Annotated in this window: 11 protein-coding genes; 10 read left to right on the top strand and 1 reads right to left on the bottom strand. The window is 75.0% G+C overall.

The features are described 5' to 3' along the window. Positions 1–13: 13 nt before the first annotated feature. Entirely contained in the window at positions 14–1,447 is a 1,434-nt protein-coding gene (gene proS, locus ACFWY5_RS30525) for a proline--tRNA ligase (protein ID WP_379636022.1), read from the top strand. Positions 1,448–1,511: 64 nt separating this feature from the next. Continuing rightward, positions 1,512–4,760, top strand: coding sequence for a BTAD domain-containing putative transcriptional regulator (locus ACFWY5_RS30520; protein ID WP_379636020.1), 3,249 nt, complete (start codon positions 1,512–1,514; stop codon positions 4,758–4,760). On the opposite strand, the gene ACFWY5_RS30515 is transcribed toward ACFWY5_RS30520, so the two are convergent. Continuing rightward, entirely contained in the window at positions 4,753–5,967 is a 1,215-nt protein-coding gene (locus ACFWY5_RS30515; protein WP_379636018.1) for a serine hydrolase domain-containing protein, read from the bottom strand. The two genes, ACFWY5_RS30520 and ACFWY5_RS30515, sit on opposite strands and share 8 nt — an antisense overlap. A 135-nt stretch (positions 5,968–6,102) precedes the next feature. Between ACFWY5_RS30515 and ACFWY5_RS30510 the strand changes: the two genes are divergently transcribed. The 8 genes from ACFWY5_RS30510 (at position 6,103) to ACFWY5_RS30475 (ending at position 13,159) form a co-directional block, all read left to right on the top strand. Beyond that, a complete protein-coding gene (locus ACFWY5_RS30510) occupies positions 6,103–7,119 on the top strand; it encodes a hypothetical protein (protein WP_379636016.1) in 1,017 nt (338 codons plus the stop codon). Between the two features lie 66 nt (positions 7,120–7,185). After that, positions 7,186–7,566, top strand: a complete 381-nt coding sequence (locus tag ACFWY5_RS30505; protein ID WP_379636014.1) for a hypothetical protein — start codon at positions 7,186–7,188, stop codon at positions 7,564–7,566. Between the two features lie 66 nt (positions 7,567–7,632). Further along, positions 7,633–8,877: an alpha/beta fold hydrolase gene (locus tag ACFWY5_RS30500; protein ID WP_379636012.1), complete on the top strand. Its 1,245-nt coding sequence runs from the start codon at positions 7,633–7,635 to the stop codon at positions 8,875–8,877. Continuing rightward, entirely contained in the window at positions 8,874–9,446 is a 573-nt protein-coding gene (locus ACFWY5_RS30495) for an RNA polymerase sigma factor (protein ID WP_379620995.1), read from the top strand. The genes ACFWY5_RS30500 and ACFWY5_RS30495 overlap by 4 nt, the downstream gene beginning before the upstream one ends. Then, positions 9,443–10,228, top strand: a complete 786-nt coding sequence (locus tag ACFWY5_RS30490; protein ID WP_379620997.1) for a zf-HC2 domain-containing protein — start codon at positions 9,443–9,445, stop codon at positions 10,226–10,228. Before ACFWY5_RS30495 ends, ACFWY5_RS30490 begins: the two co-directional genes overlap by 4 nt. After that, complete coding sequence (locus ACFWY5_RS30485) at positions 10,225–11,061, top strand: ABC transporter ATP-binding protein (protein WP_379636010.1); 837 nt, start codon at positions 10,225–10,227, stop codon at positions 11,059–11,061. The genes ACFWY5_RS30490 and ACFWY5_RS30485 overlap by 4 nt, the downstream gene beginning before the upstream one ends. Then, positions 11,058–12,485, top strand: coding sequence for a hypothetical protein (locus tag ACFWY5_RS30480; RefSeq protein ID WP_379636008.1), 1,428 nt, complete (start codon positions 11,058–11,060; stop codon positions 12,483–12,485). The genes ACFWY5_RS30485 and ACFWY5_RS30480 overlap by 4 nt, the downstream gene beginning before the upstream one ends. Beyond that, a complete protein-coding gene (locus ACFWY5_RS30475; RefSeq protein ID WP_379636006.1) occupies positions 12,476–13,159 on the top strand; it encodes a hypothetical protein in 684 nt (227 codons plus the stop codon). The genes ACFWY5_RS30480 and ACFWY5_RS30475 overlap by 10 nt, the downstream gene beginning before the upstream one ends. Positions 13,160–13,161 lie beyond the last annotated feature (2 nt).

The raw sequence follows: 13,161 nt of genomic DNA, 5'->3' as shown, positions 1-13,161 counted from the left end.
CTAACCTCCCTGCATGGGACGTGACGAACGCGGTGTGACACCTCAGAGCGAGGACTTCTCTGCCTGGTACAACGAGCTGGTGGCCAAGGCCCAGCTCGTCGACCGGGGACCGGCGAAGGGCACCATGGTCATCCGACCGTACGGCTACCGCCTGTGGGAACTCCTCCAGGGAGAGCTGGACCAGCGGATCAAGGACACCGGCCACGAGAACGCGTACTTCCCGCTGCTGATCCCGGAGAGCTACCTGCAACGCGAGGCGCAGCACGTCGAGGGCTTCGCGCCCGAACTCGCGGTCGTCACGCACGCGGGCGGCAAGGAGCTGGAAGAGCCGCTGGTCGTCCGGCCCACCTCGGAGACGATCGTCGGCGAGATGATGGCCACCTGGGTGTCCTCCCACCGCGACCTGCCCTTGCTGCTCAACCAGTGGGCGAACGTCGTGCGCTGGGAGCTGCGGCCCCGGATGTTCCTGCGCACGACGGAGTTCCTGTGGCAGGAGGGTCACACCGCGCACGCCGACGAGGCGGGCGCGATGAGCGAGACGATGCTCGCCCTCGGCCTGTACACCGAGGTCTGCCGCGACATCGCGGCGCTGCCCGTGGTGCCCGGTGAGAAGACCGAAGGGGAGCGGTTCGCGGGCGCGGAACGCACGTTCACCGTCGAGGGCATGATGCGCGACGGCAAGGCGCTTCAGTCCGGCACCTCCCACTACATGGGGACGAACTTCGCCAAAGCCTTTCAGATCCGCTACACCTCGCCCGCCGGGCGGCTCGAATGGTGCCACACCACGTCGTGGGGCATGACCACGCGGATGATCGGCGCCGTCGTCATGACGCATGGCGACGACAAAGGGCTGGTCCTGCCGCCCCGGCTCGCGCCGTACCAGGTCGTGATCGTCCCGATCGGCCGCGGCGAGGAGGTCACGGCCGCCGCCCGCGACCTGGCGGGCCGGCTCAAGGCGGCCGGCGTCCGCGCGCACGTCGACGACCGCGACCATCTCTCACCCGGCTACCGGTTCAACGACTGGGAGCTGCGCGGCGCCCCGGTCCGGCTCGAACTCGGTGCGCGTGAGCTGGAGTCCGGCACCGTGGTCATGGCCAAGCGGCTGGGCGAGGAGGGCAAGCGGACGATCCCGCTCGGCTCCGTCGCCGCGATCATGCCCGGCGTGCTCGCCGACTTCCAGGCCTTCCTCCTGCGCCGGGCCACCGAGTTCCGCGAGGCCCGCACCCGTACCGTCGGCACCTGGGAGGCGTTCGCCGACGCCGTCACCACGGGCTGGGCCTCGGCCCTGCACTGCGGCCGCGCCGTGTGCGAGAACGACATCAAGGCCGAGAGCGCCGCCACGCCGCGGTGCGTCCCGCTGGACGCGCCGCCCGACAGCGGCGCCTGCGTCCGCTGCGGGCAGCCCGCCGCCTACGGCAAGCGCGTGCTGTTCGGCCGCTCCTACTGACCCTCACCCCCGTCGGCCCTCTCCTGGTACGGCGGGCCGCGCGCCCTCTGACACACTTCTGGCCATGGCCAAGGAGACCGAGGCGGGCGCCGGGGCGCGGGTGCGGGTCGGCGTGCTCGGTCCGCTGACGCTGGAGACCGCCTCCGGCCCGACGCCGGTCGGGGGCGCCCGGCTGCGGGTGCTGCTGGCCCGGCTGGCGCTGGAGGCCGGGCATGCCGTACGGCCCGCCGCGCTGGCCGAGGACCTGTGGGACGAGGCGGCGCCGGAGGCTCCCCTGCACGCGCTGCAGACGCTGGTGTCGCGGCTGCGGCGCCTGCTGGGCGACCCGGGGCTGCTGACCTCGGGCCCGGACGGCTACCGGCTGGCCGTCGAGCCGGACGCGGTCGACGCGCTCCGGTTCGAACGGCTGGCCCGCCAGGCACGGCGTTCGCCCGCCGAGGCCCCCGCCGTCCTGCGCGAAGCCCTGAGCCTGTGGCGCGGCCCCGCCCTGGCCGACGTGCGCGCGGCGCCGTTCGCCGCCGCCGAGGCGGAACGGCTGGAGCGCGCCAGGCTGGCCGTCCTGGAGGACCGGATCGAAGCCGACCTGACGCTGGGCGCCGACCCCGACCTGGTCGCCGAACTCGACGCGCTGAGCGCCGCGCACCCGGTGCGCGAACGCCTGCACGCCCAGCTGATCCGGGCCCTGGCGCTGACCGGCCGCGGCGGTGAGGCGCTGGCCGCCTACGAACGTGTCCGCGCCCTGCTCGCGGAGAGTTTCGGCACTGATCCCGGCCCGCACCTGCGCGAGGCCCACCTGGCGGTGTTGCGCGGCGAACGCCGCCGCCCGCCCGGCAACCTGGACCTCCCGCTGACCAGCTTCGTCGGCCGCGACGACGACGTACGCCGCGTGGCCGCGCTGCTCGGCCGGGTCCGGCTGGTCACGCTGACCGGTCCTGGAGGGTCGGGCAAGACGCGGCTGGCCACGACCGTCGGCAGGCGGCTCACGCCGGCCGGCGGGGTGTGGTTCGTCCCCCTGGCCCCGGCCGGCGCCGGCGACGTGCCCCGGGCGGTACTCGACCGGCTGCGGGCCCGCGAGCAGCCCGGCCCGGCGCGGCCGGTCGCCCCGGAGGAGATCGTGGACCGCCTGGCCGGCAACCTCGCCGGCGACGACGTGGTGCTGGTGCTGGACAACTGCGAGCACGTGATCGAGGCCGCCGCCGCGCTCGCCGCGACGCTCCTCGGCCGCTGCCCGGGACTGCGGGTGGTGGCCACCAGCCGCGAACCCCTGCGGATCGACGGCGAGAGCCTGCACCCGGTGCTCCCGCTGGAGCTGCCGGAACCGGGCTCGACGGCCGCGCGGGCGCGCGCCTGCGCCGCGCTCCGGCTGTTTCACGACCGGGCCGCCGCGGTGAAGCCCGGTTTCGCCCTGGAAGGCGGCGCGCTGACGGCCGCGGTCGAGATCTGCCGCCGCCTGGACGGCCTGCCGCTGGCGATCGAGCTGGCCGCGGCCCGGCTGCGCGCCCTGCCGGTCGAGGCGGTCGCGGCCCGGCTCGACGACCGCTTCCGGCTGCTGAGCGGCGGCAGCCGTACGGCGTTGCCGCGCCATCAGACCCTGAGCGCGGCGGTGGCGTGGAGCTGGGACCTGCTCGACGGCGACGAGCGGACCTTGCTGGAACGGCTGGCGGTCGTGCCCGGCACCTTCACCGAGGACGCGGCGGCGGCGATCGGCGGCATGGACGACGCCGGCGAGCTGCTGACGGCTCTGGTCGACAAGTCCCTGCTGCACCCGGCCGAGTCCGCCGACCCGCTGGAGCCGCGCTACCGCATGCTGGAGACCATCCGGGAGTACGGGCTCCAGCGGCAGGAGCGGCCCGGTGCCGTACGCGACCGGCACGCCAGGTTCTTCCTCCGGCTGGCCGAGACCGCCGACCCGCACCTGCGCACCGCCGGGCAACTGCGCTGGCTGGCCCGCCTCGGCGCGGAGCGTGACAACCTGGCGGCCGCGATCCGGTGGGCGGCCGAGTCCGGCGACGCCGATCTCGCGGTACGGCTCGGCGTCGCGCTGAGCTGGTTCTGGTTCCTGCGCGATCACCCGCCGGAGTCGCTCGACCTGCTCGGCCGGGTCCTCGATACCCGCGGCGCGAGCGATCCGCGATCCCGCGCGCTGGTGGTCGCCGCGCACGCGCTGGCCACCACCGAGACCATCAGCGGTCCGGACGAGGGCGCGGCGGCCTTCGCCCGGATCGGGACGGCGCTGGAACAGGCCGCGCCCGGCACGCACCCTCTTCTGGACATGGCCGGGCTCGCGCTGGCCGTGGGCTCGCGGGCCGGCCTGCCGAGCCCTTCGGGCGAGCGGACGGATCTCTGGAGCCGGTCGCTGGCCTTGCTGGTCCGCGGCGTGCTGACCATGAACGGCGGGCACGCCGCCGAGGCGGCGCGGCTGCTGGGGGCGGCGCTGGCCGGGTTCGAGGAGGTCGGCGAGCGGTGGGGCCTCGGAACCACGCTGAGCACCCTGAACACGGCGCTGCGCCGCAGCGGCGACCCGGCCGCCGCGCTGGGGATGGCCGAGCGGGCAGGCCGCTGCTTTCGGGAACTCGGCATGGCCGAGCACACGATGGAGAGCGAGGTGGCCGCCGCGACGCACCTGGCCGAGGCCGGTGACGTGGAGGGCGGGCGGCGGCAGCTCGCGTACCTGCTGGAGAGGGCCGGGTCGGCGGAGTCGCGGGCGCAGGTCCGCCTGGGGCTGGCCCGGCTGGAGTGGCGGGCCGGGCGGCTCGACGCGGCGCGCGAGCATGCCGGCGCGGGGCTGGCGGAGGCGGCGCCCGGCCGGTCGACGCCGCACCTGGCCGCGCTGCTGCTGAGCGTGCTCGCGCACGTGGACGTCGCCGAGGGCCACCCCGAGCGGGCGGTACGCCGGCTCGACCACCCGGCGGTGCACGTGACGCTGACGTGGAACACCCCGGTCGCCGCCGCCATCGCGCTCGCCCTCGCGGCCATCGAGCTGTCCCGCCCGCCCGCGGCCGGTGGTGGCCAAGCTGGGCGGACTGGACAGCGGCACGGGGCCCAGCTTGATGACCGCGAGCAAGCAGGGCAGCGGGTCCGGACACCGTTTGATCATCGTGAGCGGGCGGGGCGGCTGCTCGGGGCCGCTGTCGTGCTGCGCGGCTGGGACGAGCCCGGCGACGCCGACGTGCGGACGATCACGCGGCGGGCGACGGAGGCCCTGGGGGCCGCCGGGTTCGCGGCCGCCCACGCCGCGGGGGCGGCGATGTCGCGGGCCGAGGCCGAGAGCCTGGTGTCCGCGATCATCACCGCGCCCGCGCCGGTCAGCTAGCCCGCGGCTTGCCGAACATCGTGCAGGTCACCGCGCTCTGCAACGCCTGGGCCGCCTTGGCGATCTTCGGGTCGGACTCGAACTCGGCCCAGTACTCCGTCGCGATGACCACGCTCGCCGTGCGGCCGCCGGTGCGGTCGGTGAGGGTGGTGGTCAGGTAGCCGGGCATGCCGCCGTCGTGACCCCAGAACGTGCCGCACGGGGTCGTGCCGGTCTGGACGCCCAGGCCGTAGCCGGGCCCGTCCGGCCGGGCGGGGTCCACCGGCACCGTGGCCCGCATCTGGGCCAGCTGGGCGGCGGGCAGCAACTTGCCGGACATCAGCGCGGTGGAGAACCGGGCCCAGTCCTGGCTGGTGGACACCACCGCGCCGGCCGCCGCGCCCCACCCGGGGTCGTGGCCGGAGACGTCCACGTGACCGTGGCGGCGCGGCCCGGCGAGGTTCCTGAACCCGGCCGGGACGCCCGGCGGCATGTGGGCGGCGTCGCGCTCGTAGCCGCGGGCATGGGAGCCGCGCCAGGTGCCGTCGGCCGGGTAGTAGGTGTGCTTGAGTCCGAGCGGGCGGGCGATCCGGTCGCGGACCAGGCCGGCCAGGCTCTTGCCCGTGGCCCGTTCCAGGACGGCGCCGATGGCCGCGTACCCGGTGTTGCTGTAGGACCACTTCGTGCCCGGCGCGAACAGCGGCGGGTGCTTCACCCCCACCGCGAGCAGCTTGTCCGAAGTCCACCGCCGCCGGTCCTTGCCGAGCATGGCCGGGCGCAGGGCGGCGTCCTGGGTGTAGTCGAACAGGCCGCTGGTGTGGTTCAGCAGCATGCGCAGCGTGATCTGCCTGCCGTTGGGCACCTTGCCGGGCAGCCACTTGTCCACCGGGTCGGTCAGGGCGAGCTTGCCCTCGGCGACCAGTTGCAGCGCGAGGGTGGCCGTCATGACCTTGGTGTTGGACCCCACCCGGAATTCGTCGTCGGCTTTCAGCAGGTGATCCCGCTGGGTCCAGGCGGCCTGCTCGGCGATCTCGACGGGCCTGCCGCGGCCGTCGTCGACCCGCACGATCACACCGGGCGCCCCGGCCTCCACCAGGTCGCGCGCCAGCCGCTGCAGCTGGGCGCGCCGCTCCTCGGCACTCGTGTACGGCGTGGCGGCGGCCGGGACCACCGCCGTCAGACCCACGACCAGCGCGGACGCCACGACAGAAAGGACACGTTGCGACATTGACCGGTTCCTCCGGGTGATAGGTGAAACGAACGACCCCACCCTCCAGCCCCCCACTCACAGACCGCACACAGCACGCTTTCAGCCCCGGGAACGCGCGATAGGCTGACCGCCCCCGAGCGGAGAGGGAGCCGGATGCGGGTGGCGGCCGTCATCGTCCTGCTGGTCGCCTGCCTGTCGGGCGGCGGGCCGCCGAGGCCGGTGTGGGAGCTGACGCTCACCCAGCGGGCCGCCGTCCAGTCGATGGCGGCGACCGCGTCCGGGCAGGCGTGGCTGATCGGCAAGGACGGCGCGCTCCAGCGCTGGGACGGCCGGGCCTGGGCCCCGGCGGGCAAACCACCGCGCTTCTGGAGCGACCACGGCAGCCTGGTGACCTCGCCCGCCGGTGACGACCTGTGGCTGTTCGGCGGGGAGCAGCCTCTGCAGTGGCAGGGCCGGTGGGTGAGCAGGCCCTTCCCGCGCGGGGAGTTCGCCGCCGGGCCGCAGGCGGTGGCCGCTCGCGACCGGGTCTGGGTGGGCGAGCAGGGCGGGCCCGAGGACTGCGTCTGCGTCGGCATCCGCTACTGGGACGGCACGCAGTGGCGCGACGTCGCCACCGGCGGCGACCAGAGCTTCGACACCCAGTTCACGAAGATGGCGCCGCCGTGGCTGGTCAACCACGAGGGGATGCTGCGGTGGGAGAACGGGCGGCGGCGGCAGGTCCCGCCGCCGGTGACCTCGTTCGGGTGCCGTTCGTGGGAGGGCTATGCGATCGAGCGCCTGACCTCCGGCCCCGGTGGGGCGTGGGCGGTGGCCCGGGTCGCCAGGCCGGAGGCGTCCTGGTGCCTGGGTCATCACGCGGAGCTGCGGGTACTGCTGCGCTGGGACGGCGCCGCCTGGCGGCAGGTCGAGCTTTCCCTGGACGGGACCGGGGTGGCGGGGCTGGCCGTGGACGCGGGCGGCGGGTTGTGGCTGGCGGCCAATCCGGGCGGCCGGCCGTACGTGCTGCGCTGGGAGAAGGGCAGGTGGCGCAGGGCGGTGCTGCCGCGCGGGACCGGGATCGCCCGGATCGCCCCCGAACCCGGCACGGGCCGCCTGTGGGTGCAGGCACAGGACGGCCCGGACACGCTGATCTACCGCCTCACCGCAACCACCCCCGTTCACGGCGGCTGACCCGCGGACATCGGCCACGATCGGGCACCATCCGCCCCCAAGGTCATCACCGGGTAAAATGCGGCAATGGTGCGAGCGTTGGCGGTCGTGGGCGTCCTCATCCTCGGGGGCGTCATGGTGGTGGCCCTGGTGGCCTTCCGCGGCACCGGCGACCCCCGGCTCAGCGCCGCGTCCGCCGAGATGGAGGCGGTCGCCCGCACCATGCGGGACGGCGAGCGGCTCGGCCCCAGGACCGTCGGCGGGATGGCGTTCGAGGAGGTCCGCCGCGAGCAGGGCGTGGTCGTCTTCCAGGAGGGCGAGAACCTGGCCAGCCCGTACGGCTACGCCTGGAGCCCCCAGGGTGATCCGGCCCGGCGCCTTCAGGACGTGGTGTGGTCGGACGACCACGTCGATCACTCCTTCGAGCACCTGCGCGACGGCTTCTACTCCTGGCAGGGACGGCGCTGACGGGCCCAGCCTGTCGCGGAGGATCCGGGCGAGAGCGGTCAGGCGGGCTCCAGCACACTGGAGCGCATGAACCACACCAAGGTGCTCTTCCCCGGCTCCGGTGGGGAACCGCTGGCCGGCCGCCTGGAGCTGCCCGCCGGGCCGGTGGCGGCGACGGCTCTGTTCGCCCACTGCTTCACCTGCGGCAAGGACTCCGTCGCCGCCTCACGGATCTCCCGTGAGCTGGCGGCGCGCGGCGTGGCCGTGCTGCGTTTCGACTTCACCGGTCTGGGCCAGTCGGGCGGCGACTTCGCCAACACCACGTTCACCTCCAACGTCGGTGACCTGGTGTGCGCGGCCGGCCATCTGCGCGAGACGATCGGGGCGCCGGGCATCCTCATCGGCCATTCCCTGGGCGGCGCCGCCGTCCTGGCGGCGGCGGACCTGATCCCCGAGGCCAGGGCGATCGTCACCATCGGCGCGCCGGCCGACACCACGCACGTGGAGCACCTGCTCGGCTCCTCGAAGGCCGAGATCGAGGCGAGCGGGGCGGCGGAGGTGGTGCTGGCGGGCCGGCCGTTCCGGATCAGCAAGGAGTTCCTGACCGACATCAGGCAGCAGGACCAGCACGAGCGCATCGCCGGGCTGCGCCGCGCGCTGCTGGTCATGCACGCGCCGCAGGACGAGCTGGTGGGTGTGGAGAACGCCCGGCTCATCTACGACGCGGCCCGCCACCCCAAGTCCTTCGTCTCCCTCGACGGCGCCGACCACCTGCTCACCGACCGCCGGGACGCCGCCTACGTGGCCGACGTCCTGGCCGCGTGGGCCGGCCGCTACATCGACGCCGCACGGGACGCCGACGCCACGGCGGACGCCGACGGCGAGCCGGGGGTGGACGGCGAGCCGGGGGTGGTCACGGTGGCCGAGACCCGCACGGGCAGGTACCGGCAGTCGGTCACGCTGGGCCGCCACCGCCTCATCGCCGGCGAGCCCCGCTCCTTCGGTGGCGACGACTCCGGGCCGGGCCCCTTCGACCTGCTCCTGGCCGCGCTCGGCGCCTGCACGTCGATCACCGTCCGCATGTACGCCGACGCCAAGCAGATCCCGCTCGACCACGTCGCGGTGTCGCTGCGCAGGAAGGGCAAGGACATCATCGTCAAGGACCTCGCCCTCACCGGCGACCTGAGCGCGAAGCAGCGGGACAAGCTGTACGAGATCGCCGACAAATGCCCGGTGCACCGCGCCCTGACCAGCCCGCTGACCATCGAACGAGCCACGCGCGCGCACCTGTCAGAACCGCCGGGCATGGACGGTGCGATAGACCCAGCGTGAGACCGTTCCCCTTCCGCCGGCGCACGGCGCCCGACGTCGGCGCCGACAGCACCGACGCCGAGCTCGTCGCCGCCGTCGCCGCGGGCGCCACCGCCGCCCTGCGCCTGCTGCACCAGCGGCACGCCCCCTGGCTGCGCGCCCGGCTGGCCCGCCGCTGCGCCGACCCGGACGCCGTGGACGACGCGCTGCAGGAGACGTTCCTGGCGGTGTGGCGCTCGGCGGCCCGCTTCCGCGGCGACAACGCGGCCGGCTGGCTGTGGACGATCGCGATCCGGCGGCTCATCTCGGCGCTGCGCGGCAGCGGCGGGCGCTGGATCGGCTCGGGCGTCGAGCCGGACGACGCCTCGCCGGTCGCCTCGGCCGAGGACGTGGTGCTGCTCAACGTGGAGCACGGCGACCTCGGCAGCGCCCTGACCAGGCTCTCGCCCGAGCTGCGGGCCGTCATCGAGGCCACCGTCCTGGACGGTCTGACCACCAAGGAGGCCGCCGGTCTCCTGGGCATTGCGGAAGGCACGGTCAAGACCCGCGCGATGCGGGCCAGGGCCCGGTTGCGCGAGGAGCTGTCATGAGCTGGCACATCCCCGATGACCTGCGCGCGCGCTATCTCGACGGGGCGCTGGAACCGGCCCTGGCCATGTCCGTGGACGCGCATCTGGGGCGGTGCGCGGCCTGCCGGGCGGCGGTGCCGTACGAGCGGGACTGGCTCGAAGGGTCCTGGGCCCGGCTGGAAGCCGAGCTGGTCACGGCGCGCCCGCGGCTGACGGAGAGAGTGCTGCGGCACGGCGGGGTGCCGGACCATCTGGCCAGGCTGCTGTCGGCGACGCCGACGCTGAGCCGGGCGTGGCTGGTCGCGGTGGTGGCGGTGCTGGGGTTCGCGGTGCTGGCGGCGCGCGAGCAGGCCGAGCTGCTGCCGGCGTTCCTGATCGTCGCGCCGGTGCTGCCGCTGGCGGGCATCGCGCTCGCCTACGGGCCGCGCGTCGATCCCGCCCACGAACTGGTGGCGGCGACGCCGATGTGGGGGCCGCGGTTGCTGCTGGCCCGGGCCACGGCGGTGCTGGCGGTGTCGGTGGTGCTGGCCGGGCTGGCCTCGCCGCTGCTGCCGGCGCCGCCCGGGCTGAGCGCCGCGTGGCTGCTGCCCGCGCTGGCCGCCGCCGCGGGCTGCCTGGCCCTGTCCAACCGGCTGCCCGTGCCGATCGCCGCCCTCGCCGTCGGCGGGGCGTGGCTGGCCATCGTCGGCGCGGGCGGCCTGCTCGGCGGCTGGATCGCCGTCTTCGGCCCGGCCCCGCAGATCGGGTACGGCGCCGCCGTCCTCCTGCTGACCTACCGCTTCTACCGAGTGAGCACCCGATGATCCAGATCAACGGCCTGACCAAGACCTACGGCGCCAGACGGGCGCTGGACGACCTGCACCTGACGCTCGGCACCGGCGTGACCGGCCTGCTCGGTCCCAACGGCGCCGGCAAGACCACCCTGCTGCGCTGCCTGGCCACCACGCTGGCCCCCGACGCCGGCACGGTCGAGGCGTTCGGCCTGGACCCCGCCGAGCGCGCCCAGCGCACCGCCCTTCGCCGCAGGCTCGGCTACCTGCCGCAGAACCCCGGCGCCTACCCGCACTTCACCGCCTTCGACCTCGTCGACTACGTGGCGATCCTCAAGGAACTGACCGACCGCGCGCACCGCCACGCCGAGGTACGCCGGGTGCTGGCCGAGGTGAACCTCACCGATCAGGCCGGAACGAAGGTCCGCAAGCTGTCGGGCGGCATGCGCCAGCGGCTCGCGCTGGCCCAGGCGCTGCTGGGCGAGCCGGACCTGCTCATCCTGGACGAACCGACCGTGGGCCTGGACCCGGAGCAGCGGATGACGTTCCGCGCGCTGGTCTCGCGGCTGGGCGAGAGCCGTACCGTGGTGCTGTCCACGCACCAGACCGAGGACGTCGCCGCGTTGTGCGAGCGGGTGGTGGTCATGCGCGAGGGCCGGGCGGTCTTCGACGGCACGCCCGGCAAGCTCGCCGCGGTCGCCGAGGGCCGGGTGTGGCTGTCGCCGGCGCCGCCCGACGGGGCGCGGCTGTTCTGGAAGACGGCCGACGGCCGCTACCGCACACTCGGCGCGCCCCCGCCGGCCGCGGACGCGGCGCCGCCCGGCGTCGAGGACGGCTACCTCATGCTGCTCGGGGAGGCGGCGTGACGCGGCGGCTGCTGTGGTTCGAGGCGCGCAGGCTGATCAGGCATCCGCTGGTGTGGGGGGCGAGCGTGCTGGTGGTGGCGCTGCAGACGTACCTGAGCCGCGACGGCCAGCCCGACCTCACGATGGATCCGGTCAACGCCACGGGGCTGTTCACCTGCCTGGGCGCGGCGGTGCTGGTCGTGGCGAGCCTGGCCGCCTCGCGCGAGGGCCGGCACGGCATGCCCGAGAGCCTGGCCGGGCTGCCCGGCCGGGCCGAGCACCGCACGCGCGCCCTGCTGCTGGCCGTCCCGCTGGTCGCGGGGCTCGCGGCGACGCTGGCGATGGGCGGCTACCTGGCGATCCGGCTGCTGAGCGGCCCGGCCGGGGGCCGGCTGGACGTGGCCGAGCCGCTGACGGCGGTGGCCGCCGCGGTCCTGGCCGCCACCGCGGGGGTGGCGGTCGGCCGCTGGGCGCGGTGGCTGATCGCCGGGCCGATCGTGGTGGCCGTGCTCGGCTTCCTCATCTTCACCAACCCCTCCAACGGCCAGGCGGGCTGGCTGCTGCCGGTGATGCAGGTCCACCGCCCGGACTGGCCCGACCGCCCGTCGCTGGTCCACCTGGTGTACGTGCTCGCCGCCGCGGCCCTGTTCGCGGCGATCGCACTGCTCAAGCATCGGGTACGGCCGGCGCCCGCCGTGGCCGCGGTGCTGGCCCTGGCCGTCGCGGTGCCCGCGGGGGCCACCGCGGCGTCCACCCCGGCACCGGCCCCGTTTCCCACGACCGTGGACCATGTCGATTCCCGCGTCCGTGAGCGTTACTTCGGCCCCGCCGCCCACCGATGCGACGTGCGCCGGGGGCTGACCTACTGCGCCTTCCCCGGCTACGAGCCCTGGATCCCGCTGTGGGAGCGGGTGGTCGGCCCGGTGATGGCGGCTCTGCCCGCCGCGCGCCGCGCCCAGGCGCCCGCGGTCCGGCAGGTGAGCCCCACCTGGAACTTCGTCACGCGGCCGGCCGCGATCGGGGCGCCGATGAGCTGGGGCCACCCCGACCAGCGCAGGTTGCTGGCCGAGGATGCCGCGTTCTGGGCCACCGGGCTGAACGACTCGGCCGCCGCCCACCACGACCCCCGCCTGCGCAGGCTGTGCGACGTGCGGGGCCAGGCGCGCACGGTGGTGGCGCACTGGCTCATCGGCCAGGCAGCCCCGCCCGAGGCCCGCAGGGAGCTGTACGTCGAGCGCGATCTGGGGCGGCGGTCGGGCCTGGACTGGGGTCCGGCCGAGACCGGCTACGCCACGCTCCTGCTCGCCGTCCCGGGCGCCCGCGAGAAGGTCGCGGCCCATTGGGACACGCTGATGAAGCCAGCCACCACGATCGACCAGGCCTTGCCGCTGCTCGGGCTGGAACGCCGGTTCACCGCGCCGATGGGAGCAACACCGTGCTTGTGACCGCCCGCCCCGAGGCCGCCACGTTCAAGGCCTCCCTACCGTCTCGCTTCCGGGTGGCGCTGCTGCTGGTGCGTCCCCTCGCCCGTGCGATCGACTGGGCGCCGCTGGCCGTGGTCGCCGTCTTCACCGCGGCGCTGGTGAGCCTGGTGGGCTTCGGTCAGGTGCTGCCCGGCGGGGACGCGCTCGTGCTCATGCGCGTCTGCGGCACACTGCTGGGCGCGGCGGCGGCGTTCGGGCTGGTCGACGCCATGTCCGCCGATCTCGGGGCGGCCGCGGTCCCCCGGTGGGTGACTCAGGCGTTGCGCTGCCTGCTGCCGGGCGGCGTGGCGATCGCGATCTGGCTGGTCGCCTTCGCCTATGTCCTGACCCGCCTGCCGGACGGCGCGTTGTTCCCGGTCGGCGACCTGCTCATCGAGGTGGGCGTCTGTCTCGGCATCGCGCTGGCGGCGGCGGCGAGCGCGGTGCGGTTCGCGCCGGGGCGGCAGGCGGCCATGGCGGCGGTGGTGGTGCAGATGGCGCTGGTGCTGGGGACCGTCCTGCTGCCCGAGCAGGTCCGGCTCTGGCCGCCGACGTGCGGGTTCGGATACTGGGACCAGGCGCACCTGTTCTGGCTGGCGATGCTGCCGCTGCCGTACCTGTGGCTGATCCTCGCCGGGCGCGACCTGCGACGCTGACG

This window comes from Nonomuraea sp. NPDC059007 (assembly GCF_042740555.1).
Classification (GTDB): domain Bacteria; phylum Actinomycetota; class Actinomycetes; order Streptosporangiales; family Streptosporangiaceae; genus Nonomuraea.
This window is presented reverse-complemented; position numbering and strand designations above follow the sequence as displayed.

What these genes read in the sequence shown, in the direction of transcription:
- ACFWY5_RS30520 (WP_379636020.1), top strand. Translation starts at nt 1,512, where the DNA reads ATGGCCAAGGAGACCGAGGCGGGCGCCGGGGCGCGGGTGCGGGTCGGC.
- ACFWY5_RS30515 (WP_379636018.1), bottom strand. Translation starts at nt 5,967, where the DNA reads ATGTCGCAACGTGTCCTTTCTGTCGTGGCGTCCGCGCTGGTCGTGGGT.
- ACFWY5_RS30505 (WP_379636014.1), top strand. Translation starts at nt 7,186, where the DNA reads ATGGTGCGAGCGTTGGCGGTCGTGGGCGTCCTCATCCTCGGGGGCGTC.
- ACFWY5_RS30500 (WP_379636012.1), top strand. Translation starts at nt 7,633, where the DNA reads ATGAACCACACCAAGGTGCTCTTCCCCGGCTCCGGTGGGGAACCGCTG.
- ACFWY5_RS30490 (WP_379620997.1), top strand. Translation starts at nt 9,443, where the DNA reads ATGAGCTGGCACATCCCCGATGACCTGCGCGCGCGCTATCTCGACGGG.
- ACFWY5_RS30510 (WP_379636016.1), top strand. Translation starts at nt 6,103, where the DNA reads ATGCGGGTGGCGGCCGTCATCGTCCTGCTGGTCGCCTGCCTGTCGGGC.
- ACFWY5_RS30485 (WP_379636010.1), top strand. Translation starts at nt 10,225, where the DNA reads ATGATCCAGATCAACGGCCTGACCAAGACCTACGGCGCCAGACGGGCG.
- proS (WP_379636022.1), top strand. Translation starts at nt 14, where the DNA reads ATGGGACGTGACGAACGCGGTGTGACACCTCAGAGCGAGGACTTCTCT.